The 24,699-nt window shown below is 66.9% G+C and carries 24 protein-coding genes; 13 read left to right on the forward strand and 11 right to left on the reverse strand.

The window, feature by feature from the left end; genetic code table 11:
- Positions 1–36: 36 nt before the first annotated feature.
- The 6 genes from hmgA to ACXJJ8_RS07235 are packed head-to-tail and all read left to right on the forward strand — an operon-like array spanning position 37 to position 5,525.
- A complete protein-coding gene (gene hmgA, locus ACXJJ8_RS07210; protein WP_499028234.1) occupies positions 37–1,332 on the forward strand; it encodes a homogentisate 1,2-dioxygenase in 1,296 nt (431 codons plus the stop codon).
- Positions 1,333–1,380: 48 nt separating this feature from the next.
- Positions 1,381–2,058, forward strand: a complete 678-nt coding sequence (locus ACXJJ8_RS07215; RefSeq protein ID WP_499028238.1) for a hypothetical protein — start codon at positions 1,381–1,383, stop codon at positions 2,056–2,058.
- Between the two features lie 54 nt (positions 2,059–2,112).
- Positions 2,113–3,066, forward strand: coding sequence for a sodium:calcium antiporter (locus tag ACXJJ8_RS07220; RefSeq protein ID WP_499028240.1), 954 nt, complete (start codon positions 2,113–2,115; stop codon positions 3,064–3,066).
- Positions 3,066–4,256, forward strand: a complete 1,191-nt coding sequence (gene nhaA, locus ACXJJ8_RS07225; protein WP_499028242.1) for a Na+/H+ antiporter NhaA — start codon at positions 3,066–3,068, stop codon at positions 4,254–4,256. The genes ACXJJ8_RS07220 and nhaA overlap by 1 nt, the downstream gene beginning before the upstream one ends.
- Before the next feature lies 1 nt (position 4,257).
- The gene (locus ACXJJ8_RS07230; protein WP_499028244.1) at positions 4,258–5,121 is read left to right on the forward strand and encodes an NAD-dependent epimerase/dehydratase family protein; all 864 of its coding nucleotides are present in this window, start codon (positions 4,258–4,260) and stop codon (positions 5,119–5,121) included.
- Positions 5,122–5,144: 23 nt separating this feature from the next.
- Positions 5,145–5,525, forward strand: coding sequence for a DUF5329 family protein (locus ACXJJ8_RS07235; protein ID WP_499028246.1), 381 nt, complete (start codon positions 5,145–5,147; stop codon positions 5,523–5,525).
- On the opposite strand, the gene ACXJJ8_RS07240 is transcribed toward ACXJJ8_RS07235, so the two are convergent.
- The 3 genes from ACXJJ8_RS07240 to ACXJJ8_RS07250 are packed head-to-tail and all read right to left on the reverse strand — an operon-like array spanning position 5,526 to position 7,870.
- On the reverse strand, positions 5,526–6,440 hold the full coding sequence (locus ACXJJ8_RS07240) for a DMT family transporter (RefSeq protein ID WP_499028248.1): 915 nt from the start codon (positions 6,438–6,440) through the stop codon (positions 5,526–5,528).
- Positions 6,437–6,928, reverse strand: a complete 492-nt coding sequence (locus tag ACXJJ8_RS07245; protein ID WP_499028623.1) for an Mpo1 family 2-hydroxy fatty acid dioxygenase — start codon at positions 6,926–6,928, stop codon at positions 6,437–6,439. Before ACXJJ8_RS07245 ends, ACXJJ8_RS07240 begins: the two co-directional genes overlap by 4 nt.
- A 21-nt stretch (positions 6,929–6,949) precedes the next feature.
- Entirely contained in the window at positions 6,950–7,870 is a 921-nt protein-coding gene (locus ACXJJ8_RS07250; protein ID WP_499028250.1) for a phosphoribosylaminoimidazolesuccinocarboxamide synthase, read from the reverse strand.
- 72 nt (positions 7,871–7,942) lie between these two features.
- Between ACXJJ8_RS07250 and ACXJJ8_RS07255 the strand changes: the two genes are divergently transcribed.
- From ACXJJ8_RS07255 to ACXJJ8_RS07285, 7 genes are all read left to right on the forward strand, one after another.
- Positions 7,943–8,281, forward strand: coding sequence for a J domain-containing protein (locus ACXJJ8_RS07255; RefSeq protein ID WP_499028252.1), 339 nt, complete (start codon positions 7,943–7,945; stop codon positions 8,279–8,281).
- Positions 8,282–8,298: 17 nt separating this feature from the next.
- A complete protein-coding gene (gene rpe, locus ACXJJ8_RS07260; RefSeq protein WP_499028254.1) occupies positions 8,299–8,973 on the forward strand; it encodes a ribulose-phosphate 3-epimerase in 675 nt (224 codons plus the stop codon).
- Between the two features lie 118 nt (positions 8,974–9,091).
- On the forward strand, positions 9,092–10,567 hold the full coding sequence (gene trpE / locus ACXJJ8_RS07265; protein WP_499028626.1) for an anthranilate synthase component I: 1,476 nt from the start codon (positions 9,092–9,094) through the stop codon (positions 10,565–10,567).
- A 97-nt stretch (positions 10,568–10,664) separates the two neighbouring features.
- Positions 10,665–11,318, forward strand: a complete 654-nt coding sequence (locus tag ACXJJ8_RS07270) for an alternative oxidase (RefSeq protein ID WP_499028257.1) — start codon at positions 10,665–10,667, stop codon at positions 11,316–11,318.
- Between the two features lie 45 nt (positions 11,319–11,363).
- Positions 11,364–12,125, forward strand: a complete 762-nt coding sequence (locus ACXJJ8_RS07275) for a helix-turn-helix domain-containing protein (protein WP_499028259.1) — start codon at positions 11,364–11,366, stop codon at positions 12,123–12,125.
- 91 nt (positions 12,126–12,216) lie between these two features.
- Positions 12,217–12,669 (forward strand): PepSY domain-containing protein, encoded by a 453-nt coding sequence (locus ACXJJ8_RS07280; RefSeq protein ID WP_499028261.1) that lies wholly within the window; start codon positions 12,217–12,219, stop codon positions 12,667–12,669.
- A gap of 33 nt (positions 12,670–12,702) precedes the next feature.
- The gene (locus ACXJJ8_RS07285) at positions 12,703–14,319 is read left to right on the forward strand and encodes a mechanosensitive ion channel family protein (protein WP_499028263.1); all 1,617 of its coding nucleotides are present in this window, start codon (positions 12,703–12,705) and stop codon (positions 14,317–14,319) included.
- On the opposite strand, the gene ACXJJ8_RS07290 is transcribed toward ACXJJ8_RS07285, so the two are convergent.
- Genes ACXJJ8_RS07290 through ACXJJ8_RS07325 form a run of 8 tightly spaced genes read right to left on the reverse strand, consistent with a single transcriptional unit; the run spans position 14,316 to position 24,679 of the window.
- Positions 14,316–15,209: a DUF2950 domain-containing protein gene (locus ACXJJ8_RS07290; protein WP_499028266.1), complete on the reverse strand. Its 894-nt coding sequence runs from the start codon at positions 15,207–15,209 to the stop codon at positions 14,316–14,318. The genes ACXJJ8_RS07285 and ACXJJ8_RS07290 overlap by 4 nt on opposite strands.
- Positions 15,206–16,606, reverse strand: coding sequence for a DUF3300 domain-containing protein (locus ACXJJ8_RS07295; protein ID WP_499028268.1), 1,401 nt, complete (start codon positions 16,604–16,606; stop codon positions 15,206–15,208). The genes ACXJJ8_RS07290 and ACXJJ8_RS07295 overlap by 4 nt, the downstream gene beginning before the upstream one ends.
- A gap of 10 nt (positions 16,607–16,616) precedes the next feature.
- On the reverse strand, positions 16,617–17,948 hold the full coding sequence (locus ACXJJ8_RS07300; protein ID WP_499028270.1) for an OprD family outer membrane porin: 1,332 nt from the start codon (positions 17,946–17,948) through the stop codon (positions 16,617–16,619).
- The gene (locus tag ACXJJ8_RS07305) at positions 17,945–19,645 is read right to left on the reverse strand and encodes an aspartate:alanine exchanger family transporter (RefSeq protein ID WP_499028273.1); all 1,701 of its coding nucleotides are present in this window, start codon (positions 19,643–19,645) and stop codon (positions 17,945–17,947) included. The genes ACXJJ8_RS07300 and ACXJJ8_RS07305 overlap by 4 nt, the downstream gene beginning before the upstream one ends.
- Before the next feature lie 28 nt (positions 19,646–19,673).
- On the reverse strand, positions 19,674–22,427 hold the full coding sequence (locus tag ACXJJ8_RS07310) for an Orn/Lys/Arg family decarboxylase (RefSeq protein WP_499028275.1): 2,754 nt from the start codon (positions 22,425–22,427) through the stop codon (positions 19,674–19,676).
- Complete coding sequence (locus ACXJJ8_RS07315) at positions 22,424–22,810, reverse strand: response regulator transcription factor (RefSeq protein WP_499028277.1); 387 nt, start codon at positions 22,808–22,810, stop codon at positions 22,424–22,426. The genes ACXJJ8_RS07310 and ACXJJ8_RS07315 overlap by 4 nt, the downstream gene beginning before the upstream one ends.
- Before the next feature lie 31 nt (positions 22,811–22,841).
- Positions 22,842–23,504: a response regulator transcription factor gene (locus ACXJJ8_RS07320; RefSeq protein ID WP_499028279.1), complete on the reverse strand. Its 663-nt coding sequence runs from the start codon at positions 23,502–23,504 to the stop codon at positions 22,842–22,844.
- Positions 23,501–24,679: a sensor histidine kinase gene (locus ACXJJ8_RS07325; RefSeq protein WP_499028283.1), complete on the reverse strand. Its 1,179-nt coding sequence runs from the start codon at positions 24,677–24,679 to the stop codon at positions 23,501–23,503. Before ACXJJ8_RS07325 ends, ACXJJ8_RS07320 begins: the two co-directional genes overlap by 4 nt.
- Positions 24,680–24,699: the final 20 nt, after the last annotated feature.

Raw genomic sequence — 24,699 nt, forward strand, 5'->3', positions numbered from 1 at the left:
GGAGGGCCGGGGTGGGGTTGAGACGAAGGGGACGCAATGGAATCGACCGGTTACCAGACAGGATTCGCGAACGAGTTCGCCACCGAAGCCGTCGCGGGTGCGCTGCCCATCGGCCGCAACTCGCCGCAGAAAGTCGCGCACGGTTTGTACGCCGAGCAGATCAGCGGCACGGCCTTCACCGCGCCGCGGCGGGAGAATCGGCGTAGCTGGCTGTATCGCATTCGCCCGGCGGCGATGCACGGGACGTTCGCGCCGTTCGCGCAACCGCGATTCCACAACGATTTCGGTGCCGGCCCGGTGTCGCCGGACCAGTTGCGCTGGAGTCCGCCTCCGATTCCGACTGCACCGACCGATTTCATCGACGGCCTGTTCACGATGGCGGGCAATGGATCGGCGGCAGCGCAACACGGCGTCGGCGTGCATTTGTATGCCGCCAATACCGACATGCAGGGCCGCTACTTCTACGACGCCGACGGCGAGCTCCTGATCGTTCCGCAGCAAGGCCGCCTGCACATCGAAACCGAGCTGGGCGTACTGGACGTCGAACCGCAGGAAATCGCCCTGATCCCACGCGGCATCCGTTTCCGCGTCGCGCTGCCCGATGGCGAAGCCCGCGGGTATGTCTGCGAGAATTTCGGCGCGCTCGTGCGCTTGCCGGACCTGGGCCCCATCGGCAGCAATGGCCTGGCGAATCCGCGCGATTTCCAGGCGCCCAACGCCGCGTACGAAGAACGCGAAGGCGATTTCGAACTCATCGCGAAATTCCAGGGACATCTGTGGCGCGCCGACATCGGCCATTCGCCGCTCGACGTCGTCGCGTGGCACGGCAACTACGCCCCGTGCAAGTACGACCTGCGCCGTTTCAACACGATCGGCTCGATCAGCTTCGACCATCCCGATCCGTCGATCTTCACCGTGCTCACCTCGCCGAGCGACACGCCCGGCACGGCGAACCTCGACTTCGTGGTGTTCCCGCCGCGCTGGCTGGTCGCGCAAGACACGTTCCGCCCGCCGTGGTTCCATCGCAACATCGCGAGCGAGTTCATGGGCCTGGTGACCGGCGTGTACGACGCGAAGGCCGAAGGTTTCGCGCCGGGCGGTGCGTCGCTGCACAACAGCATGAGCGGGCACGGGCCGGATGCGGCGACGTTCGAGAAGGCATCGAACGCCGACCTGGCCAAGCCCGACGTCATCAGGGACACGATGGCCTTCATGTTCGAAACGCGCGCGGTCATCCGCCCCACGCAACAGGCAATGGACGCCGCGCACCGCCAGCGCGATTACCAGGACTGCTGGGCGGGCCTGAAGAAGGGCTTCGTGGCGCCGCGTTGACAGCGATCGGCTAGGCTTGCGCGCATTCACCGACGAGGAGTCCGCCGCATGCGCGTCCAGCCGATCATCGTTTCCATGGCGCTCGCGCTCGCGTGTGCCGCTTGCACGCAACGCGAAGCGACGACCGGTACCGTCGCCGCACCGAACACCAGCGCGGCGCCGACGACCAGCATCCCGCCGCCGGTGGTTGCCACCACGACGCCACCGGCCGCGAGCACCGCGACGATGCCGGCGGCTTCGTCCACCGTTGCAACACCCGGCGGCGCGATGCCCGCCGCGGGCGCGATCACCTTCGACGGCTTCGGTCCCGCGCACTGGGGTGCAAGCGAGGAACAGGTGCGCCAGGCCTGGGGCAAGGACATGGACGCGGTCGCGAAGGAACACGACGGCTGCTATTACCTGTTTCCCGAACCGCGACAGGCCAACGGCTATCGCTTCGCCTTCATGATGGAAGCCGACAAGTTCGGCCGCATCGACGTGCGCACGCCCGACATCGCCGCGCCGGGCGGCGGCAAGGTCGGCATGGACAAGGCCGCGTTGAAGGCCCTGTACCCGGGCATGGGCGAAATGCCGCACAAGTACGTCGAGGGCAGCGTGTACTTGCGCGCGGCCGACCCGAAGGGCGGCAAGAGTGCGCTCGTTTTCGAAGTGGATCCGTCCGGCAAAGCGACGGATTGGCGCATCGGTGTACCGCCGCAGGTCGACTACGTCGAAGGTTGCTCCTGACGGGCGCGCGCTCGCGCTAGACTCCCGGCGCCGACAACGCACGGGAGCGCGACGATGCTGGAGACCTGGGGGATGTTCCTGCTCGGGCTGTTGTTCCTGATGCTCGGCGGCGATTCGGTGGTGAAGGGCGCCTCGGGCGTGGGTCGCCATTACGGGCTCTCGCCTTTCGTCACCGGCTTGCTCCTCGTCGCGTTCGCCACGTCGATTCCCGAACTCGCGGTCAATGCGCGCGCGGCGTGGGTCGGCGCGCAATCGCTCGCGCTGGGCAACGCGGTCGGCAGCAACCTGGTGAACTTCGGGCTGACGCTCGGCGTGGCCGCGATCGCGACACCGCTGGTCGTGCGCTGGCGCGTGCTCGCCCCCTTGCTCGTCTGTTTCATCGCGCTGTCGCTCGCGCTGGTCGGCATGGGGCTCGACGGCGTGCTCTCGCGCATCGACGGCATGCTGCTGTTGCTCGCCTTCGCGGCCATCGTCGCCTTCGCGATCGCGCGTTCGCGCCGCGAGTCCGCGCAGGTGCTTGCGGTGCTCGATGCCTTCACCGAAACGCGCGGGGGACTGGCGCTCAACGGTGCGCGCCTGGTCATTTCGGCCATCGTGCTGTTCTTCGGCGCGAAGTGGGTCGTGCAATCGGCGCCGACCGTCGGTGCATCGCTCGGCATGGCACCGCTGCTGACCGGCCTGGTGCCGGTGGCGATCGGCACGGCGTTGCCCGAAATCGCCGCGGCCGTCATCGCCGCGCGTCGCGGGCAGGGCGAACTCGTCGCCGGCCACGTGATCGGCTCCAGCCTGTGCAATCTCACGCTCGTGCTCGGCGGCATCGCGACCTTCCGCGCGCTCGCGGTTCCCGCCTCGTTCGTGCGATTCGAAGTGCCGGCCGCGATCGCCTTCGCCGTGGCGCTGTACCCGATGTTGCGCGGCGATTTGCGCGTGAGCCGCATCGAAGGCGGCATCCTGGTCGCCGCGTATGTTGCGTGGCTGGTGTTCGTGCTCGCGACGGGCACCCATTGATGCCGGGCCGCGCGCTGCGCGCATTCGCCGAATTCTTCCGCCTGGAGGCGGCGGGCGGCGTCGTCCTGATCATCGCCGCCGTGCTCGCGCTGGTGTGCGTGAATTCCCCGCTCGCCGAACACTACCGCACGTTCATCGATCTGCCGGCGGCGGTGACCGTCGGCCCCTTCGGCATCGACAAACCGCTGCTGCTCTGGATCAACGACGGCCTGATGGCGGTGTTCTTCCTCCTCGTCGCGCTCGAGATCAAGCGCGAACTCGTTGGCGGACAACTGCAGACGCGCGCGCAACGCATGCTGCCGATGGTGTGCGCCGTCGCGGGCGTCATCGTGCCGGCGCTGATCTTCACCGGGTTCAACCACGACAACGCCGCCGCGATGCGCGGTTGGGCCGTGCCCACCGCGACGGACATCGCTTTCGCGCTCGGCGTGCTCGCGCTGCTGGGCTCGCGCGTGCCGATCGGCATGAAGTTGCTGCTCTCGACGATCGCGGTCGTCGACGACCTGATCGCGATCGTGATCATCGCGGTGTTCTATTCGCACGGCATGTCGTACGCCGCGCTCGGCGGTGCCGCGGTGACGCTCGCGGCGATGTTCGCGATGAACCGCATGGGCGTGAAGTCGCTCACGCCGTACCTGGTGCTCGGCCTCGTGCTGTGGGCGTGCGTGCTGAAATCGGGCGTGCACGCCACGCTCGCCGGCGTGGCGACGGGGCTGCTCATCCCGCACGTCGACAAGCGCAACATGATCGACGACGAGGTCGAGCATTCGCCGCTGGAAACGCTCGAACACGCGCTGCACCCGTGGGTGGCTTTCGCGATCCTGCCGATCTTCGCCTTTGCGAATGCAGGCCTGGAGCTGCGCGACCTCAACCTGTCGCAGGCGCTTGCCGCGCTGCCGTTCGGCGTCGCCGTGGGCCTGGTCGTCGGCAAGCCGATCGGCATCTGCGGGGCGGCGTGGGGCTTGCGCAAGCTGGGTTGGGCGCGTTATCCCGACGGCATGGACGGGCGCGCGATGCTCGGGCTCGGTCTGTTGTGCGGCATCGGTTTCACGATGAGCCTGTTCATCGGGTCGCTCGCGTACATCGATCCGATCCTCTACGAAGAAGCCGTACTCGGCATTTTCGTCGCCTCCGTGGTCTCCGCACTGCTCGGCGTGGCGTGGCTGCGCGCGGTGCTTCCGGCGCGCTGACGTGCGACATGCGCTGATCTTCGGGGCAACGGGGCAGATCGGCTGGCCGCTCGCCGATCGCCTGCAGGACGCCGGCTGGCGTGTCACGGCGGTGTCGCGCAAGGCGCATCGCGACCATCCGGGGTTGCAGTGGATCGAAGGCACGCTGCCGGCGCTCGCCGGTCCAATGCCCGACGACGTCGATGCGATCTTCAGCTGCGGGCCGCTGGACCTGTTCGCGCAGTGGTACGCGCAGGCGGACATCGATTGCCCACGCGTCGTGGCGTTCGGTTCGACCAGCATCGACGTCAAGCGCGGCTCGTCGGATAAACAGGAGCGCGACGTCGCGCAACGCCTGCGCGTCGCCGAGCAGCAGGTCTTCGACCGCGCGGCCGCGCGCAACGCCCAGGCAACGCTGCTGCGGCCGACGCTGGTTTACGGCGCGGCGCGCGACCAGACGCTGACGCGCATCGCGCAACTCGCGCAGCGTTGGCACCGTTTCGTGCTGCCGCGCAACGCGACCGGCCTGCGCGAGCCGGTGCATGTGCACGATCTCGCCGATGCGGCGATCGCCGCGTGCGATGCACCTGCCACGCACGGCAAATCGTATGCGTTGCCGGGCGGCGAGCGCTTGCCCTATCGCGAGATGGTGGCGCGCATCCTGGCGGTGCTGGAGCCGGTGCCGAAACTCATCGAAGTGCCCGGTCCGGTCTTCGCCCTCGCGCTGCTGTTCGCGCGTGCGCTGGGGAAAGTCGGCGGCTTCAACGCCGCCGCCGTCGCGCGCATGCGGAGCGACCTGGTGTTCGATGTGGTGCCGGCCCGCAACGACTTCGGCTACGCACCGCGCGCCTTCCGGCCGACGGCACCGATGTTCATGGCGCGTTGAGCGCGTCTCCGGAGACTGCACGCATGCGCAAGCTCCTCTTCATTCTTTGCCTGGGGGTCCTGGCCCCGTCGGCCGCAACGGCGGCGACGCAGCCCGTGTCGACGGCCGCGCGCACGCCCGCCGCGGAGATCGACGCCCTGATCGATCGCGTCGCGAAGGCGAAGGACATCGTCTTCATCCGCAACGGCAGCGAATACACCGCCGCCGAAGCCGCCGAGCACTTGCAGCGCAAACGAAACGCCGCTGGAAAGCGAATCGCCACGCCCGAGCAATTCATCGACAACCTCGGTGCGCGCTCGTCGATGAGCGGCAAGCCCTATCGCGTGCGATTGCCGGGCGGCAAGGAAATCGACAGCGCGACCTGGCTCCACGGCCTGCTGCGCGACATCCGCGCGGGACGCTGATCAGATCTCTTCGGCCGCGGCCACCGGCCGCAGCTTCTGCCTCGCGCGCATCGCGATGATGAGCACGCCGCCGAGGACCATCGCGCCGCCGATCCACAAACGCGGGCCCGGCCGATCGCCCCAGAACACGATGCCGAGTGCGATCGCGCCCACCGGTGCAAGCAGCAACCACGGCGTCACCTGCGCGACCGGATGCCGCTGCACCAGCACGTAGTACAACCCATGCCCGAGCATCGAGGCGAACACCGCCGAATACACCGCGCCGCCCCAACCGATCCACGAGGCTTCGCGCAGTGCCTGCCAGTTGCCCGGTTCGAACAGCGCGCTCAAGGCGAGCAAGGGCAGCACGCTGATGATCGCCGTCCAACCTTGCTGGCTGATCATGTCGATGCCGCTCAGGCGGCGCATCAACACGGTGCCGATGGCGAGGAACAACGCGGCGAACAACATCAGGATCAACGACATCGGTGCGTCGAGCACGATCGGATCGAAGCCGAGCACCAGCACGCCCGCGAAGCTGATCGCGATCGCAAGCCCCGTGCGCCAGCCGAAACGCTCGCCCAGCCACCACCACGCGAGTAACGCGGCCATCGGCACGTAACTCTGCATCGCGATGGCCGGCGAGGACAGATCGCCCGCCGCGTGCAGCGCCCAGAAACTCAATCCGAAATGCAGCACGCCGTTGAACAGCGCAACGGCGATCAACCGCGGCCATTGCCCCTGCGGCGGGCGTTTGACGAATGCGCCCAGCGCGAGCGCGAGGATCGACAGGCGCACCGCGGTGAACAGGAAGGGCGGGATCTCGCGCAGCGCGAACGCGGAGGTCAGGAAATTGCCGGCCCACGCCACGCAGACGATGGCGACGAGCACGAGGTCGCGGCCGCGCAGGCCCGCGCCGCGTGCGGTGTCGTTCACCACGCGATGCCCATCTTGCGCAGCACCTTCGCAAGCACCCATGCAGGACCGAGCAGCAGGTAGGTGAGGTCGGTGAGGAAGCTCGGCTTGCGCCCTTCGTATTTGTGGCCGATGAACTGCGCGACCCACGCGATCACGAAGACCGCGACCGCGCTCCACAACAACGTGCGCGCACCGAAGACTTCGTTGATCCACCAACACGACGCACCCATCGCGACGAACACCGCCAGCATGCCGATGCCCAGCACGCGCGACTGCCGCAGGTAGAACGAGCCTGCGGCCACCATGCCCAGCGCCGCGAAGATGCCCGGCCGGAACCAGCCCCCCGGCGGCACCGGGATGCACCACAGCAGCGCGATCACGCTCCACAAGATGGCAGGCACCGCGATGGTGTGGATGCGCACGTTGAGCGGATTGCGATGGTCGCCCGAATAACTGTCGAACCAGCGGTCGATCGGGCGCGTGCCCGTCGTTGCATCCTCATGCATGGCGGCCATGGCAATCCTGGTTCAGTCGACGGAAATTCCCGCGAGGCGCTGCAGCGCTTCGGCGTACTTGGCGCGCGTGCGTTCGATGACATCGGCCGGCAAGCGCGGGCCCGGCGCGACCTTGTTCCAACCCACCTGCTCCAGGTAGTCGCGCACGAACTGCTTGTCGTAGCTCGGCGGGCTGATGCCCACCTGGTATTCGTCGGCCGGCCAGTAGCGCGAGGAATCCGGCGTGAGCATTTCGTCCATGACGTAGAGGCGGCCGTCTTCGTCGGTGCCGAATTCGAACTTCGTGTCGGCCAGGATGATGCCGCGCTGCGCCGCGTGGTCGCGCGCGAAGGCGTACAGGCGCAACGTGGCGTCGCGCACTTGTTCGGCGAGGTCGGCGCCGACGATGCGCACCATCGTGTCGAAGTCGATGTTCTCGTCGTGGTCGCCGACGGCGGCCTTCGTCGAGGGCGTGAAGATCGGTTGCGGCAGTTGTTCGGCCTGGCGCAGGCCGTCGGGCAACGCGATGCCGCTGACGCGGCCGGTGCGCTGGTAATCCTTCCAGCCGCTGCCGATCAAATACCCACGCGCGATCGCTTCGACCGGCACGGGCTTGAGCTTCCTGGTCACCACCGCGCGCTTGGCGTAGCGCGATGCGTCGACGCCCGTGGGAAGCACGCTTTCCACAGCCACGCCGGTGAGGTGGTTGGGCATCAGGCCGCTGGTGCGGTCGAACCAGAAGTTGCTGATCTGGCAGAGCATCTCGCCCTTGCCGGGGATCGGATCGGGCAGGACGACGTCGAAGGCCGAGAGACGGTCGGTGGCGACGATCAGCAGCCGGTTGTCCGGCAGCTCGAACACGTCGCGCACCTTGCCGCGGTGGCGCAGGGGCAGGCCCGGCAGGTCGGCTTCGAGGAGGGAAGGGCGGGTGTTGCCGGTTTCGGACGCTTGCATCGCCACGTGCCACTCTTGGCAGGGCGGCGTAGTGTACGCCGGCCCCCCGCGCAGCGCCTGTAGACTGCGCCCATGACGCGCTGGTACGGAAAAATGCTGGGAGCCTTCGCCGGGGCGGCCCTCCTGCGTTCGAACCCCTTGCTGGGCCTGCTCATCGGCCTGCTGGTCGGCCATGCGCTGGACAAGGACTGGTTTTCCGGGAAGAAGGAAGACCCCTACGCGGCACTCGGGCTCACCGAGGAAGCCAGCGACGGTGAGATCGACCTGGCCTACCGCCGCCTGATGTCCCAGTACCATCCCGACCGCGTGGCCGGCGCGGGCGACGACCTGCGACGCCAGGCCGAGTCCCGTTCGCGCGAGATCAACGCCGCCTACGACCGCATCAAGACCTTGCGCAAGAAGCGCTCCTGACCCTTCGGACCCCTAGCATGCAATCCACTGTCATCGCGCCTTCCATCCTTTCGGCCAACTTCGCGCGCCTCGGCGAAGAAGTCGACAACGTGCTGCGCGCGGGTGCCGACTGGGTCCACTTCGACGTGATGGACAACCACTACGTGCCGAACCTGACGATCGGCCCGCTGGTGTGCGAAGCGCTGCGCAAGCACGGCGTGACCGCGCCGATCGACGTGCACCTGATGGTCGAACCGGTGGATCGCCTCATCCCGGACTTCGCGAAGGCCGGCGCCACGATGATCACCTTCCATCCCGAAGCCAGCCGCCACGTGCACCGCACGATCCAGTTGATCAAGTCGCTCGGTTGCCAGGCCGGCGTGGTGCTGAACCCGGCGACGCCGGTGGAAGTGCTCGACTACGTGCTCGAGGACCTCGACATGGTGCTGCTGATGTCGGTGAACCCGGGCTTCGGCGGGCAGGGCTTCATTCCCTCCGCGTTGCAGAAGCTGCGTGCGGTGCGCCAGCGCATCGACGCGAGCGGCAAGGCGATCCGCCTGGAAATCGACGGCGGCGTGAAGCCGGACAACATCGCGGACATCGCGGCGGCCGGCGCCGATACCTTTGTCGCGGGCTCGGCGATCTTCGGCCAGGCCGACTACGCGGACGTCGTGAAGCGCATGAAGGACGCGGTGGCCGCGACGCGTCGCTGACCCAAAAAGAAAGGCCGACACCTTTCGGTATCGGCCTTCGTGGAAGCAATCCCGCTTCCGTCCGTCGTCCCTGCGATGGCCTTCGATTTTCCTTGGACAGCGTGACGCCCGCGTGACAATTTCGCCCGAACAATTCCAGCAATACGCGCAAGACGGTTACACGCGCATCCCGGTGGTGCGCGAAGTCCTGTCCGACCTCGACACGCCGTTGTCTGTTTATTTGAAGCTCGCCGACGGGCCGCATACCTATCTGTTCGAGTCGGTCGAAGGCGGGGAACGCTTCGGGCGTTATTCGATCATCGGCCTGCCCGCGCGTCGCGTGTATGCCTTCGCGGGCAGCACGTTCTTCGCGACCGAGTTGGGCGAGCTCGTCGACCATCGGCAGATCGACGATCCCTTCGCCGAAGTCGAGCGCTTGCGCGCGGCCCATCGCGTGCCGGAAATCCCGGGGCTTCCGGGGTTCACCGGCGGCCTGGTCGGCTGGTTCGGCTTCGAGTGCGTGCAGTACATCGAGCCGCGGCTGAAGACCGAAACCCAGAAGCCCGACGAACTCGGAACACCCGACATCCTGCTGATGCTCAGCGAGGAACTGGCGGTGTTCGACAACCTCAAGGGGCGGCTGTACCTGATCGTGCACGCCGATCCGCGCGAACCGCAGGCGTGGGCGAAGGCGAACCGACGACTCGACGAACTCACGCACCGCCTGCGGCACGCGGGTGCGAGTTATCCCGAAACACTGGTGCCCGCCGCGCTGGATGAAAGCCACTTCGTCAGCGGATTCACGCGCGAAGGCTTCATCGACGCGGTGGAAAAGAGCAAGGCGATGATCGCCGCCGGCGAGATCTTCCAGGTCGTCCTGTCGCAGCGGTTGTCCGTGCCGTTCCAGGCGCGGCCGGTGGATGTGTATCGCGCGCTGCGTGCGCTGAATCCCTCGCCGTACATGTATTTCCTCGATGTCGGCGGCACGCAGGTCGTCGGCTCGTCGCCGGAAATCCTCGTGCGCCTGCAGGGCGGCGAAATCACCGTGCGCCCGATCGCCGGCACGCGTCCGCGCGGGCAGACGCCGGAAGAAGACCTCGCGCTGGAAGCCGAATTGCTCGCCGATCCGAAGGAACGCGCCGAGCACCTGATGCTGATCGACCTCGGCCGCAACGACGTGGGTCGCGTCGCCAAACCCGGCACCGTCGAGGTCGGCGAACAGTTCGTGATCGAACGCTACAGCCACGTCATGCACATCGTCAGCGAAGTGACGGGGCAGTTGCAGGACGGCTTGAGTTACGCCGACGTGCTGCGCGCGACGTTCCCCGCGGGCACCGTGAGCGGCGCGCCGAAAGTGCGCGCGCTCGAAGTGATCCGCGACCTCGAACCGATCCGCCGCAACGTCTATTCCGGCGCGGTGGGCTACATCGGCTGGCATGGCGACGCCGATACCGCCATCGCGATCCGCACCGCGGTCATCCAGGACGGCCGCCTGCACGTGCAGGCCGGCGCCGGCATCGTCCACGACTCCGATCCGCAAAAGGAATGGGAGGAGACGATGAACAAGGGACGCGCGCTCTTCCGCGCCGTGGCCGAGGCTGCGAAGGGACTTTGAGGCGGGCCGATCACACGCCCGCTTGATCCGGGTCAATGCGCCGCCGCCGGCCGGCGCGCAGCATGGTTCCAGGAAAAACGACCTGGAAAACGAAGCCATGAATGCCCTGATCGCACCCATCGCCGAGACACCCGCCGACTTCGCCCTCGACACCCACCGCACCGCGCGCGACTGGTCCGATCGCACCGCTCTGGCCATCACGCGCACGCTGCGGTTCCTCGCCGACACCTTTTTCGCCAAGCGTTACGGGAATCGCGCGATCGTGCTGGAGACGGTGGCCGCGGTGCCGGGGATGGTCGGCGCTGCGTTCATCCACCTGCGCTGCCTGCGGTGGATGAAGCACGACCAGGGCTGGATCCGCGCGCTCATGCAGGAAGCGGAGAACGAGCGCATGCACCTGATGACCTTCATCGAGATCGCGCGCCCGAGCTGGATCGAACGCGTGCTGGTGCTCATCGCGCAGGCCGGCTTCTTCACCTTCTTCCTCCTGCTGTACCTGGTGAGCGCGCGTACCGCGCATCGCCTGGTCGGCTACTTCGAGGAACAGGCGGTGGTGAGCTACACGCAGTACCTGCAGGAGATCGACGCGGGCCGCGTGAAGAATGTCGCGGCGCCGGCGATCGCGAAGGCCTACTGGCAGCTGGCCGACAACGCCACGTTGCGCGACGTGGTCCTGGCGGTACGCGCCGACGAAGCGGGCCATCGCGACGTCAATCACGGGTTCGCCGACGAGCTGCGCCCGGCCGCGTAAACACGACGTTCGATCCGAACGGGGCCACGCGGTTACCATGGCCGGGTGGCCTCTTCGCGTCCCCTCGAATTCCCGCAGGACACCGCGCGCACGCTGTCGGAGGACGGCAACGCGCTGCAGTTCTGCACGACCTGCGCCTTCTCGCGCGCGTGCCTGGACCAGGGCATGGACAAGCGCGCGTTGATGGACTTGCACGTGCTGGTCGAACACGTGGGCCCGATCGCGCCCGGCGAAACGGTCTTCCACGCGGGCGAACGTTTCGATGCGATCTATGCCGTGCGCGCCGGTACCGTGAAAGCCGCGACGGTCGACCGCGACGGCCGCCCGCATGTCCTCGGTTTCCACTTGCCGGGCGAAGTGATCGGCCTGGACGCGATCGATGTCGACCATTACCCCTGCGACGCCATCGCGCTCGACACGGTCATGCTGTGCCGGTTCTCGTTCCCGAAGATCGCCGCGCTCGCCACGCGATTGCCTGGCCTGCAGGCGCAATTGTTCCGGCTCATGAGCCGCGACATCGGCCGCGCGACGCTGATGGCCGGCGAATGGCCGGCCGAGCAGCGGGTCGCTGCCTTCTTCGTGGACCTGTCCGCGCGCCTGGCCGCGCGCGGGTTCTCGCCGGACCGCTTCCGGCTCACCATGCCGCGGGCCGACATCGCCAGCTATCTCCACCTCACCCCGGAGACGGTCAGCCGCGTCCTGCATCGCTTGCAGGAAGAAGGCGTGGTGCGCGCCGACCGCCGCGACATCGTGCTGAACGACCGCGGACGGCTTGCCGCGCTCGCCGCACCGATCCTCCGCCGCTGAAGGATTCGGGCGCGCGGCGAGACGCTTCGCATTGATCCGCCGTCGCTGGCGAACGCACCGTGCGCAACCCCCACCCGATGGAGTTGCCACCATGCGCATCGTCCTGTTCGCTTCGCTTCTCGTGTCCTCCGCGGCGATGGCGACCACGCCCACCGTACCCACCGTGCCCTCGCCCGCGCCGATCCGTACGATGATGCAACTCGAATCGCACCTGCACGCCGCCGGTTACCGCAACGTCTTCGACATCGACCTCGACGATGGGTTGTGGGAAGCGAAGGTCCGCAAGGCGGGCGGGTTCTGGCGCGAGGTTGCAGTGGACCCGCAGACCGGCCGCATTTTCGATGGCGCCGGCTCGCGCTCGGTCGATGCCTTGAACGCGGTGTCGCAGATCGTCGCCGACAAGGGCTACACGATGATGGAGCTCGCCGAACACGACGGCGCCCTGTGGGAGGTCGACGCCATGGACGCGCAGGGACGTTGCATGTCGTTGCGCGTGGACGCCGCCTCGCAGTCGATCGTGCAGTCCCTGCCCGACGACTGCTGACCGCCCGGCCGGGGGATGCGCGTTGGTTGAGGCATGCGCGCATCCCCGATCCTGGTCCTCCTGTGGGCTTGCCTCGCGTTCGCGCCGGGCCTGGCCCAGGCAACGGCCGCGACGACCCTGGCCACGCCGCCCGTCGTCCGCACCGCCGACGCGGGCTCCGCCACCGCGCGCTTCTTCAACCGCGACATCGCGACCTTCCGCTCCCGCTTCCTCGGCAACACGCCCCAGATGCGTGCACGCGCCGCGGAAGCGAACATCGAGCGCATCGTCGAACAACCCGGACAAGCGCAGGCGACCTACCAGAACGCGCCGCAGGGCGTGATCATCCTGCTCGACGGCCAGCTGGTCACCGTCGTCACGCCCGCCGACGTCGACCGGCTGCGCAACGAAACACTCGACAAGACCCGCGAAGGCATCCTCGCGCGCCTCACCGACAGCGTGCGCGCGGCCGAAACCGCGCGCGCGCCCGCGCGGCTCGCGCGTGGCATCGGTTGGAGCGTGGTCGCGACCCTCCTGATGCTGTTGGCGCTGTGGGTGCTGCGCCTGGTGTTCGCACGCCTGCGCACGCGCGCCGACGCCTGGACGACGGCGCGCCTGTCGCGCATCTCCAACGAATCCGCACGCCACATGGCGCTCGCGTTCATGGCGAGCGGTCGCGGGCTTGCGCGTGTTCTCGCGTGGATCGTCGTGCTGTTCGTGATCGAGGAATGGCTGCGGTTCTGCTTCTCGCATTTCGCGTGGACGCAACCGTGGGCCGGGGCGATGACCGACTGGATGGTCGGGCGATTCTCGAAGTGGGGAAACGCAATCCTCCATGCCGTCCCGGGACTGGTCACCGCGCTCGTCATCCTGCTCGTCGCGCGGGTGTTCGTGCAGGCGATCCGGCTGGCGTTCGACGGCGTGGCGCATGGGCACTTCCGCCTGGTGGGCATCGATTCGCAACTGGCCGAACCCACGCGAAAACTCATCGTCGTCATCGTCTGGCTGTTCGCGATCGCGATGGCCTATCCCTATCTTCCGGGCGCGGAGACCGATGCATTCAAGGGCCTGAGCCTGTTCGTCGGCCTGATGGTGTCGCTCGGCGCGTCGAGCATCGTGGGGCAGGCGGCCGGCGGATTCACGCTGCTGTATTCGCGCACGATGAGCATCGGCGAAGTGGTGCGCATCGGTGAGATCGAAGGCACGGTGCAGCAGATCGGGCTGTTCACCACGCGCATCCGCACGCCGATGGGCGTGGAAGTCAGCTTCCCCAACAACGTGGTGATGGGCGGGAAGCTCGAGAATCTTTCTCGCGCCCCCGACGGCCCGGGGCTGTGGCTGCAGGCGCTGGTCGTGATCGGTTACGACGTGCCCTGGCGGCAGGTGCATCGGTTGTTGATCGACGCTGCGCACGCGACGCAAGGCGTGGTCGCCGACCCGCCGCCGCTGGTGTTGCAGACCGCGCTCGGCGACTTCGGCATCGAATACCGGCTACGTGCGCGCACCGCCGACGTCGGGCACCGCTGGATCACGCTCAGTGCGCTGCACGCGCAGATCCAGGACGTGTTCAACGCCGCCGGCCTGCAGATCATGACGCCGCATTACGAAGGCGATCCGGAGTCGGCGAAGATCGTGCCCCGGGCGCATTGGGAAGGCACCGGCGAAGCTTAGTCGCCGGCGACTTTCACTTCCGGCACTTCCTTCCATTCGCTGTCCGGGTCGTATTGCGTCATCGTCTTGGCGATCTGCTCGGTCTGGTCGCCGAGGTTGCGTTCGAAGACCTGGCCGTCGTAGCCGATCATGAACGTGACCAACCCCGTGTCGCCGTACTTCGCCGGCCATGCGACCAACGCGAAGCCGCGCACCATGTCCTTGCCGAGCATGAAGTCGCGCGCGCCGCCCGGCGCGGACGGACCTTGCTTCGTCAGGATGCGGTAGTGATACCCGAGGAAATCGCCCTTCGGTGTGTCGTCGCCGAACACCGGGCCAAGCGGGCTGATTTCGCCGCTGTCGTCGGGCGCCCAATACAGCCCGTCGTGCAGGCCATCGGTGCTCACGAGTTTGCCCGCGTATTCGAGCGTCCCGTCGCCGTCGCGATCTTCCTCGGCGTAATCCATCTGCGCATCGTGATACGCGCGGATGGCTTGTTCGACATCGAGCTCGTTGCGCCCGATGCGCCGCGTGCGAATCTCGTCCGCGCCCGCGGCCGGGTCGAAGCGCCAACCGCCGTCGACTTTCGCGAGCGGCACGGGGAAGGTCCAGCCGTCGCTGCCGGCGACGAGTTCCTTGCGACCGTCCTTGCGGTCCTTGAACGCATGCGTCGCGCGGTACTTCACAAGGAACGCATCGACATCCTTGCGCTCGACATCCTGCGGCACGTAGCTGCGCCAATCGTCACCGAACACGATGGCGACCTTGGCCGGATCGGCCTTCGTCGTGCCGAGCGCATCGACGAACGCATCGGCCGCGGCGTCGGGTGTCGGATAGGCCTTCTGCGCGAACGCCGGGAGCGCACACATCGCGAGCGCCACGCACAACGCTGTCTTCCTGATCGTGTTCATCGACGACGCCCTCCGCCACCGCCGCCCCGCGAGGGACGGCTCATCGAACGCCCGGCGCCGCCGCCGCGCGACATGGATTGACTCGAGCGCGCGCGGTTGGACGCTTGTCGCGACGCACCGGAATTCCCGGCGCCCGAGAACGCGTTGTTCCGCGAGTTGCCGTAATCGCCGCGACCGCCGCTGCTGCGCGCGAGATCGCGCGAGCCTGCGTTGTTCTGTCCACTCTGCCGATATTGCGACCCCGAACCCCCCGGCCCGCGATCGGCGCGGCCGCCGCCCGCCTGCGACGAACGCGGATCGCGCGAGGCGTTCTGCGCCCTGTCGCGCGCTTGCTGGTTGTCGCGCGCCGGTGACATGCCCTGGCGTTCCATCTGCTGGCGCGCCTGCTCGCGCGATTGCGAGCGCCCGGAATCCTCGCCACGGAAACCGGCGCGCGAATCGCCGCCGGCCTGCCGATTACCGTATTTCTCGCGGCTGGCCTGGTCGCGATACGGAACGCCGTCGCGCCGCGAACCATCGTGCTGGAAGCGCTGGTTGCCGCGGTCGCCCATCTGGCGATCGCCGCGGTCGATGTTGCGATTGAACTCGTTGTAGCGGCTGGAGTTGATGTTGACGTCGCCGCCGCCCCAGTTGCAGTCGCCCCAGAAGCCGACGGTGATGCCGATGCCGATGCCCCATGCGACGCCGGCGGCGAGCGCCGCGCCCGGATAGTAATAAGCCGGTGGCGGGTAGTAGTAGGGTGGATAGCTCGGGTACATCCACGAGCCGTAGACGACCGAGGGGTTGTACGCCGGCACGTACACGGTTTCCGGACTCGTCGACTCGATGACGATGGTCTGCTGACCGGTGCCGGGCACCTGTGTCGCATCGTTCTTGACGTTCTGGTATTCGTTCGACTTGAGGTTGCCCGCCGACTGCGCCTTGTGGCGCAGCTCTTGCGCCATCGCCATCACGTCGTTGGGTTGCGCCAGGAACGCATCGCCGAGCTTCTGCACCCAGGCGATGTCCGAGCCCATCATGCCGACCGCCTGCGGGAAGGCGACGAGGGATTGCACGCTGGCGTCCCAGTCTTCTTTCGCAACGGCTTTCACCGCGGCATCGCCTTTCGTATCCGGATGGTCCTTCACCCACTTCGCGGCGTCGGCCACGTCGCCGGGATAGGTCGAGGCCATCAGCACCTGCGCGAGCAGGGAGTCGGGATACAGCGCGACAGGCGCGACGAGTTGCGCAATCTCTTCCTTCGAAAAGACCGCACTCTGCGTCGATGCGCCTTGCGTGGATGCGCTCTGCGAAGACGATGCGCGCTCGGTGGGCACGGTCGATTGCGCCGCCGCGTCGAGCGTCACCGCCGCGGTCAGCATGCAGGCCAGTGCCAGGAGTCTTCGTTGTGTTGCCATGGGGCTCTCCTCAGAGCGGCAAGTCGTAATAGACCATCAGGCGCAGGTCGGTCAGATCGGTGTCGCCCGGATCGTCCTGCGCGATCTGCGCGTAGCGCAGCCGCACCATCAGTCCCTTGAGCGTCCCTTCCGGCGGCGACCATTGCAGGTTGAAGTCGCCTTCGCCGCGACCGTATGCGCTCGCCGAATCGGGGTCGGAACCGGCGACGTACAGCACGTACGCGCTCACGCCCGTTTCCTTCGGCCACGTGTATTGCGCGCGGATCAGCCACGCGTCTTCGCCGGCGCGGTTGAAATCCTCGACCTGCACGCTGGTGTAACCCGGATAACCGCTCCACGGCGCGGTCATGTCGCGATCGCCGCTGGCCTTGGTGTAAGCGCTGGTGAGCAATGCGCCACCCGCCGCAAGCTCGGCCTTCAGGCCGAACTGCTTGGCGTGGAAGTCGCTGCCGGTGAGCTTGTCTTCGCCCACGCTCTGCTGGTCGGAATACTGGCCGGCGAAGCGGAGCTTCGCGTTGCCGCCGATCGGCACCGCGTATTTCGCCTCGGTATAAAAAATGTTGATGACGTTGCTGCTCCAGTAGTTCACGGCGCCCACCGACAGATCGCCGCGCGTGTAGTTGGCGCCCGCCGCATACACGCCGCGCTTGATCGACGCGCCGGCGTCGTCGGACATCGACACGAATTCGTCGGAGTTGCGCTCCTTGATCTTGTCGAAGTAGCCCGCGCCCCAGCGCCATTCCCCGCGGCTGGTCTTCGGATCGCCGTGCAATCCCTGCACCACCCCCGCGAGGAACGTGTTCGGCGTCATGCGGCTGTCGTTCTTGTTGAGGTAGGGCGTATCGAAGGTGCGCGCGCCGATCGTCATGCGCACGTCCTGGGTGAGCAACACTTCGCCGTAGGCCTCGCCAAGCACCGCGTAACCTTCCTGGCCGGGCTTGAGCAGCAGCGTGCCGTCTTTGTCGTCGGGCCCGTACAGCTTGCCGGAGCCGTAAACCGTCGCGCCGAAGGAGTAGCGATCGCGGAAGTAGCCGGTCTTGAAGCCGGCCGAACCGCCCAGCGCCCATGCTTCACTTTCGCTGTCGTCGTACTTCTCGCGATCGAGATAGTAAGAACGGATCTGTACGTTCCAGTCGGTGTCCGCCCACGCCTTGCGGCGTGTTTCGGCGACCCATTCATCGTAAGTCTGCACACCGAAACTCTTGTCCAGGTGCGTGGCGGTGTCTTCGCTCGAATCGCCTTCGGTGCCTTCGTCGGTCGTCGGCGTCGTCGATTGCGCGGCGACCGGCCCTGCGATGAGCAGGGCGATCGCAACGAACATCGATGTCCGCGCGGCGCTCATTGCGAGAGCACCATGGCGAAGTAGCCGAACACGGTGTAGAGCACGCCCGACACCGCATATCCAACCGGGAAACCCACCCATGGAACGCTGCTGCCGATCTCCTTCGCCGCTTCGCGCGCAGGGCCCGAGTGCGAGCGCGAGCCCGCCACGCCGCCCATCAACACCGCCGGATTGATCTTGAAGAAGTGCAAGCCGATCGCCCAGGTGATGAAGGGCGGAATCGTGCTGGCGATGAAACCGGCGAGGAAGATCTTCACCGCGATGCCGCCGGTCAACTGCTCGAGCAGCGTTGCGCCCGCGTTGATGCCGACGATGGCGATGAAGGTCACCAGCCCGAGATCCTCGAGGATGTTGCGCGCGGCGTTCGGCGTGCTGCCGAAGTAACGCAGTCGCGAAACGACCGACGAGACGAAGATGCCGGACAACAGCAATCCGCCGGCATTGCCCAGGCCCACCGAGAAGTCGCCCACCGGCACCGTGATCTTGCCGATCAACAGTCCGATCACCATGCCGGCCGACAGCGTGAGCAGGTCGGTCGACGTGCTCGGGCGCGCGACCTTGCCCATCAGCGCGGCGACCTTGTCCACCGCACCTTTCAGGCCCGTCAGATACAGCACGTCGAAGCGCTTGAGCGTGGTGTCGCTGCCGAGCGGCAGCGGCTCGCCGCTGCGCTCCACACGGCTGATGCCGACCTGCCCGGCGTATTCTTCCTGCCCGAAGGACTTGAGCGTACGGCCGACGAGTTCCTTGTTGGTCACCAGCACTTCGGCTTGGTCGAGCGGGATGTTCAGCGCACCGGCATCCGCGATTTCCGCGCCCAGCAGGCCGAGGTTCGCAGTGAGATCTTCCAGCCGCCCACCGAGTGCGACGATGTCGCCGCGTTGCAGCACCAGGTCGGCATCCGCGCCGAGCGACGTGCCGTCGCGGACCACGTTCGCGATGCGGTATTGGGGATAGGTCTTGCGCAACTGTGCGATGGATTGACCGGCCGTCGACGCGTTCTCGAGGCGATAGGCACGGACGCCACCGGCGCGATAACCGGTCACGCCGACGTCGTCGACGTTCTGCACGCCATGCGCCGCTTCGTATTCCTTCGCCGCCTTGCGCGCATCGATGCCCCACCAGCGCGGCAGGTACTTGCACACCAGGATGATGCCGATCGTGCCCCAGATGTAGGTCACGCCGTAACCGAGCGCGATCATGCCGGACACCTGTTCGGCCGTCGTACCCGCAGGTAGCTTGTACGCGCCCTGCTCGACGGCCATTTCCGCGGTGCCGATCGCCGCGGACATCGTCTGCGAACCGGCGAGCACGCCGCCCGCCGCGCCCGGCGGCAGCTCGAACATCTTCGCGCAGATGACCACGAGCGCGAGACCAAGGCAGGCGCAGATGACGGCGAGGATCGTGAAGGTGATGCCGTCCTTCTTCAGGCTGTTGAAGAATGCCGGGCCGACGCGCAGCCCCACCCCATACATGAAGAGGTAGTAGAAGAGGGACTTGGCGAAGCTGTCGAGTTGCAGCTTCACGCCATACGTCGATGCCCATGTCGCGAGCGCTGCACCGACCACCACGGCCGCGGCCACCATGCCTAGCCCGTACCCCTTCACCGAAAACTTTCCGACCCACACCGCCATGCCGACGGTGAAGAACAACAGGATGTACGGGTTGTCTGCGAGGAACTGGAAGAAGCCTTGCATGGCGGTTCTCCTGGGAATCGCGAATGGCTTACATGGAGGTCGCGCGGCCCGTCAGGACCGCCGGTTTGATCAGCTTGATGCCCGCGGCGGCGTGGTAGCCGTGGATCTCCTTGACGTCGAGCTTGCGCATGAAGGCGATCGTGTCGGCGGTGATCACCTGGCCCGGCACCATGATCGGGAAGCCCGGCGGATACGGGATCACGAAATTGGCCGAGACCATCTCCGGTCCTTCCTTCAACCGGCGTTCGACGTCTTCGCTGTTGAGGCGAACGAACTCGCAGTTGTCTTCGTCATAGGCCATGAAGAACGCCGGCCGCATGTGGCCTTCGTTGCTCGTCGCCTTCGGGTTTTCGCGGAACCCGTCGTGGAAGCGGCTGAAGTTCGGCAGGTCCGGTACGTCGGTCATCAACGACTTCACGCGCGCATCGAACACCTCGCGCCCGGCCTTGCCTTCGTGCGCGAGGCGCTTCTCGATGTCGCGCGACATGTCCGCCAGCGCCTTGATCAGCAGCGCCGCATCCGAATGCGTGTTGTTGATGTTGGTCTGGACGAGGATGGAATTGCGCGAGGTCTTGTTGATCTGGATGTCGAACTTCTCGGCGAGCAGCCCCTTGAACTGCGTGCCGTCGAATCCGGCCGAACCGCAGATCAGGGTGATGCGGGTGGGATCCAGCGCGAACTCGTCGACGTCCCAGGCGTTCGCCATGTCCGCCCACGTGCCGTGTGGCGGGCCGTAATCGACGAGGCCCGATTCACGGTGCTCGGCGGGGATCATGTCGGCGGGCGTGGCGACGTGGAAATACTTCGAGATCAGCGGATGGGCATTGATCGTCCCCCGCAGGCGCAGCGCGAGCTCGGTCATGCGCATCGTGAGCGCGTAACCCTCGAGTTCCATTTGCCTGCGCGCGAGGTCGAGCGAGGCGATGAGCTGCAGGTTGGGTGAGGTCGAGGTGTGTGCGAAGAACGCTTCCTCGAATGGCCCTTCGACCTGGTGGAAGTCTTCGTCCCACACCAGCATCATCGAGCCCTGGCGGAAGGCCGACATCGACTTGTGCGTCGAATTGGTCTGGTAGGCGCGGATGCGCACCTTGTCGGGATCGGGCATCGGGCGTCCGTCGAGCAGCGCGGCGTCGCCCTGGTCGGCGGTCTTGTCCTTCCACGCCTTGTATTCGGCGCGATAGGCATCGCTGCGATAGCGTTTGGTGAGTGCCGCGGCCGCGCCCATCGCCGTGCGCTTGCGGTGCAGCGGATTGAAGCGCGCGAATCCGAACCACGCTTCGTCCCACAAGAACACCAGGTCGGGTTTGATCGCAAGGCACTCTTCCATCACGCGCCGCGGGTTGTACATGTGCCCGTCGAAGGTGCAGTTGGTCAGGTCGATGACCTTGACGCGATCGAGCTTGCCCTCGGCCTTGCAGTCGAGCAGGGCCTGCTTGATCGTGCGCAGCGGCACGGCGCCGTACATCGAGTACTGCGTGAGCGGGAAGGCTTCGACGTAGTACGGCTGCGCACCGGTCAGCACGAAGCCGTAGTGGTGCGACTTGTGGCAATTGCGGTCGACGATCACGATGTCGCCCGGCTTGCAGATCGCCTGCACGACGATCTTGTTCGACGTGGAGGTGCCGTTGGTGCCGAGGTAGGCGCGCTTCGCGCCGAACGCACGCGCAGTGGCGTCCTGCATCTTCTTGATGTTGCCGGTCGGTTCGAGCAGCGAATCCAGGCCGCCGGTGGTCGCCGAGGATTCCGCGAACAGGATGTTGGTGCCGTAGAACACGCCCATGTCGCGGATCCAGTTCGATCCGAACACCGACTTGCCGCGCGCGATGGGCAGCGCGTGGAAGGTGCCGATCGGGCGCATCGCGTACTTCTTGAGGTTGTCGAAGTAGGGCGTCTCGTACCGGTCCCGGATCCCGTCGAGGATCGACAGGTGCAGTTCCATCGGCTCTTCGATGTTGTGGAAGATGCGGCGGATGGGCGCGGCTTCGTCGCTGGCGGCCAGCAGTTCGGGCGCGCGGTCGGAGAGCAGGTACAGGTCGATCTCGGGCCGGAAATCCTCGATGGCTTGCGCCAGCCGCGTGGAGATCGCGCCGGGCTCGACGCTCGTGGTGTCGATGTCCATGCTGCGCGCGAGGACCTGCTTGAGGTCGGGCAGGTCGTGCTTGGAGGCGTACTGGAAGCCGTCGACCAGCACGACGGCCTGGATGTTGGAATTCAACATCACGGCGAGCGCGCCGTCTTCGAAGCTGGCCACGTGGAGGGTTGCGTACTCGAAGGGATCCTCGGCGCGACGCATGCGGCGCACCTCGTCGGCCGCGCGCAACCACTGCGCGGGATCCGACGGCGTGACGACGAGCACTTCGAAATACGGCTTGCCCTGCGCGCCGGAGTCCAGGTCCGGCGGCAGCGTGTCGAGCAAGTGCATGTCGGCGCCTTCACTGGTGTCCCATGCGCCTTCGTCGCGGCGGTAGTCGCCCGACTGCAGTGCCGCCGACAATTTCCGCGAAAGACGCGCGAACGTCGCGGCATCGCCGGTTTCCAACTCGTCGCGCAGCGCGTCGAGCAAGCGCGCGCCCGGATAGGCCCAGCAGTGTTCCAGGCGCGAGATCTGCGCCAACAACGCGCGGCATTTGCCACGCATGTCCTCGGCCGAGCCGCCGCCGGTTTTCGCTTCCGACCACGCACGGGCATAGGCGGACAACTGGCGCCAATGATCCTCGCGCGCGATGGCCGCGGCGAAGACGGTACTCAGTTGGGCGGGATTGGCTTGGGCGGTTTCGTTCATGATGGTCTCGCGTGCGATGGCAACAAGGTCAGCGGCCGGAGGGCCTCCAGCAGCACCTTGTCGTCGACGGGTTTGGACAGGAACGCGCGCGCCCCGTGAGCGAGGCTGCGCGCGCGATTGGCGGGGGTGTCGTTGCCCGTGAGCACGACGACGGGGATCGTCGAATGGCGATCGGCGAGGGCGTCCTGCACCTCGAAACCGGACATGCCCGGCAGGTGCAGGTCGAGGATGAGGCAGTCGATACCTTCGAGGTGGGACATCAGGTCCGGTCCGGTGGCGAACAGGCGTACTTCGAAACCGGCGGCGCGCAACAGTCGTTGCAACGCCCGCCTGACCGGGGCCTCGTCATCGAGCACTGCGACTGTTGGCGTGCGCCCGGTCATCACCGAACGCTAAGCCCCCGCGTGCGGGGCCTCAATTGGCCGTTGGACCAACGACGTGTGTGGTGGGGCAAGGCTCGATCGACAGCCGCGCGGCGAGCCGCACGAGGTCGGCCAGGCGCCGTACGCCCAGCTTCTGCATCACGTGCGCGCGATGCACCTTGACGGTTTTCTCCACCACGCCGAGGTCGGCGGCGATCTGTTTGTTGAGCTTGCCGGAGATCAGGTGGGGCAACAGCTCGCGCTCGCGCGGCGTAAGGGAATCGAGTCGAACCTGCAGTTCGCGGCCTTCGTCGTGGCGCTCGCGTCGCCTGCGGTCGCGCTCGATGCCGTTGCGCACGGCGGCCAGCAAGGTCTCCCCGTCGATGGGCTTGACGAGGAAATCCAGTGCGCCGGCTTTCATCGCACGGACCGTCGTGGGCACGTCCGCGCAACCGGAGAGGAAGACGATCGGCACGTCCACGTGGCGATCTTGCAAGGAGCGCTGCAGGTCGAGGCCCGTGCGGCCCGGCATCGCGAGATCGAGCACGACGCAACCGGGGATGTTCGCGTCGTAGCACGCGAGGAATTCGTCGGACGAGGTGCTGGACCGCGTGTCGATGCCCGCGCTGGCGAGGAGGCGCGCGACGGACTTCAGCACCCGCGGGTCGTTGTCGACCAGGTGCACGAGGGGCGCGGCGGCGGACAAGGTGTTCATGGCCGGATGCCCGGAAGTTCGAACGCGACGCGGGCCCCGCATTCGAGCGACCTGGCCCACACGCGTCCGCCATGCGATTCCACGATCGTGCGGCAGATGGCGAGTCCCATGCCCATGCCTTCGGCCTTGGTGGTTTCGAACGGATCGAACATCGTCTGCGCGATCGCCGTCTCGATGCCGTGGCCGCGATCCACGACCTCCAGGCGCACATTCGATCCGACCTGCTGCGTGAGGATGCGCAACAAACGTGGCGTTTCCAGGTGCGCCATCGCGTCGCACCCGTTCATCACCAGGTTGAGCACGACCTGCTGCAACTGGATGCGGTCGCCCGCGACATGCGGCAATTCGCCGGCGAGTTCCAGTTGGACGTCGACGCCGCGATGCAGGAGATCGCCGCGGACCAGGTGCAATGCATCGAGCACCACGCCGTTCAATGCGAGCGGCACGTGGTCGACGTGCTCCTTGCGCAGCCACTTGCGCAGGCGCTGGATGACTTCGCCGGCATGGCGATCGTCGACGACGATGTCGTCGATGATGTCGCGGATTTCGGTGAGGTCGGGCGGATCGGAGCGCAGCAGGCGTTGCGCGGCCTGCGCGTTGCACAGGATCGCCGACAGTGGCTGGTTGATTTCATGGGCCAGCGCGCCCGACAACTCGCCGAGCATCGCCACGCGGGACAGGTGCGCCAGTTCGTCGCGCTGCAGGACGGCTTCGCGCTCCTGGCGGCGACGGCCCGTGGCGTCGGAGACGCTCAACAGCAAGAACGCATCGTCGCCGAAGTGGACGGTGCGGCATTCGACGTCGACCGGAAGCTCCGATCCATCGGCGCGCGTGGCGAACAATTCGCGCGCGCCTTCGTCGAACGAGGGGACCAGCGTGTCGGCGAACACGTGCGGCATCGCGTCGTGCGGGTAGCCGAACAACCCTTCCGCCGCGGTGTTGGCGAGCAGGACACGGCCGTGGCCACCGGCCAGCAGCAGCGCGCCGGGTACGGCGTCCATCAATGCGCGCATCTCCGCGAACGGCAGGCGGTGCGCGCGTGCCTGCGGGTTCAGCAGCTCGCGCGCGGACTCGCGGACGTGATCGAAGAAGGCACCGCGTGGCCGTGCCCGCCCGAATGTCACGCCGTGGATGACGACATGGTCGCGGTCTTCGCCATCCTGTGGGTGGCCCATCGTCGTTGGCCCGGCACCTC

The sequence above is a fragment of the Lysobacter sp. P5_C4 genome, assembly GCF_054049695.1.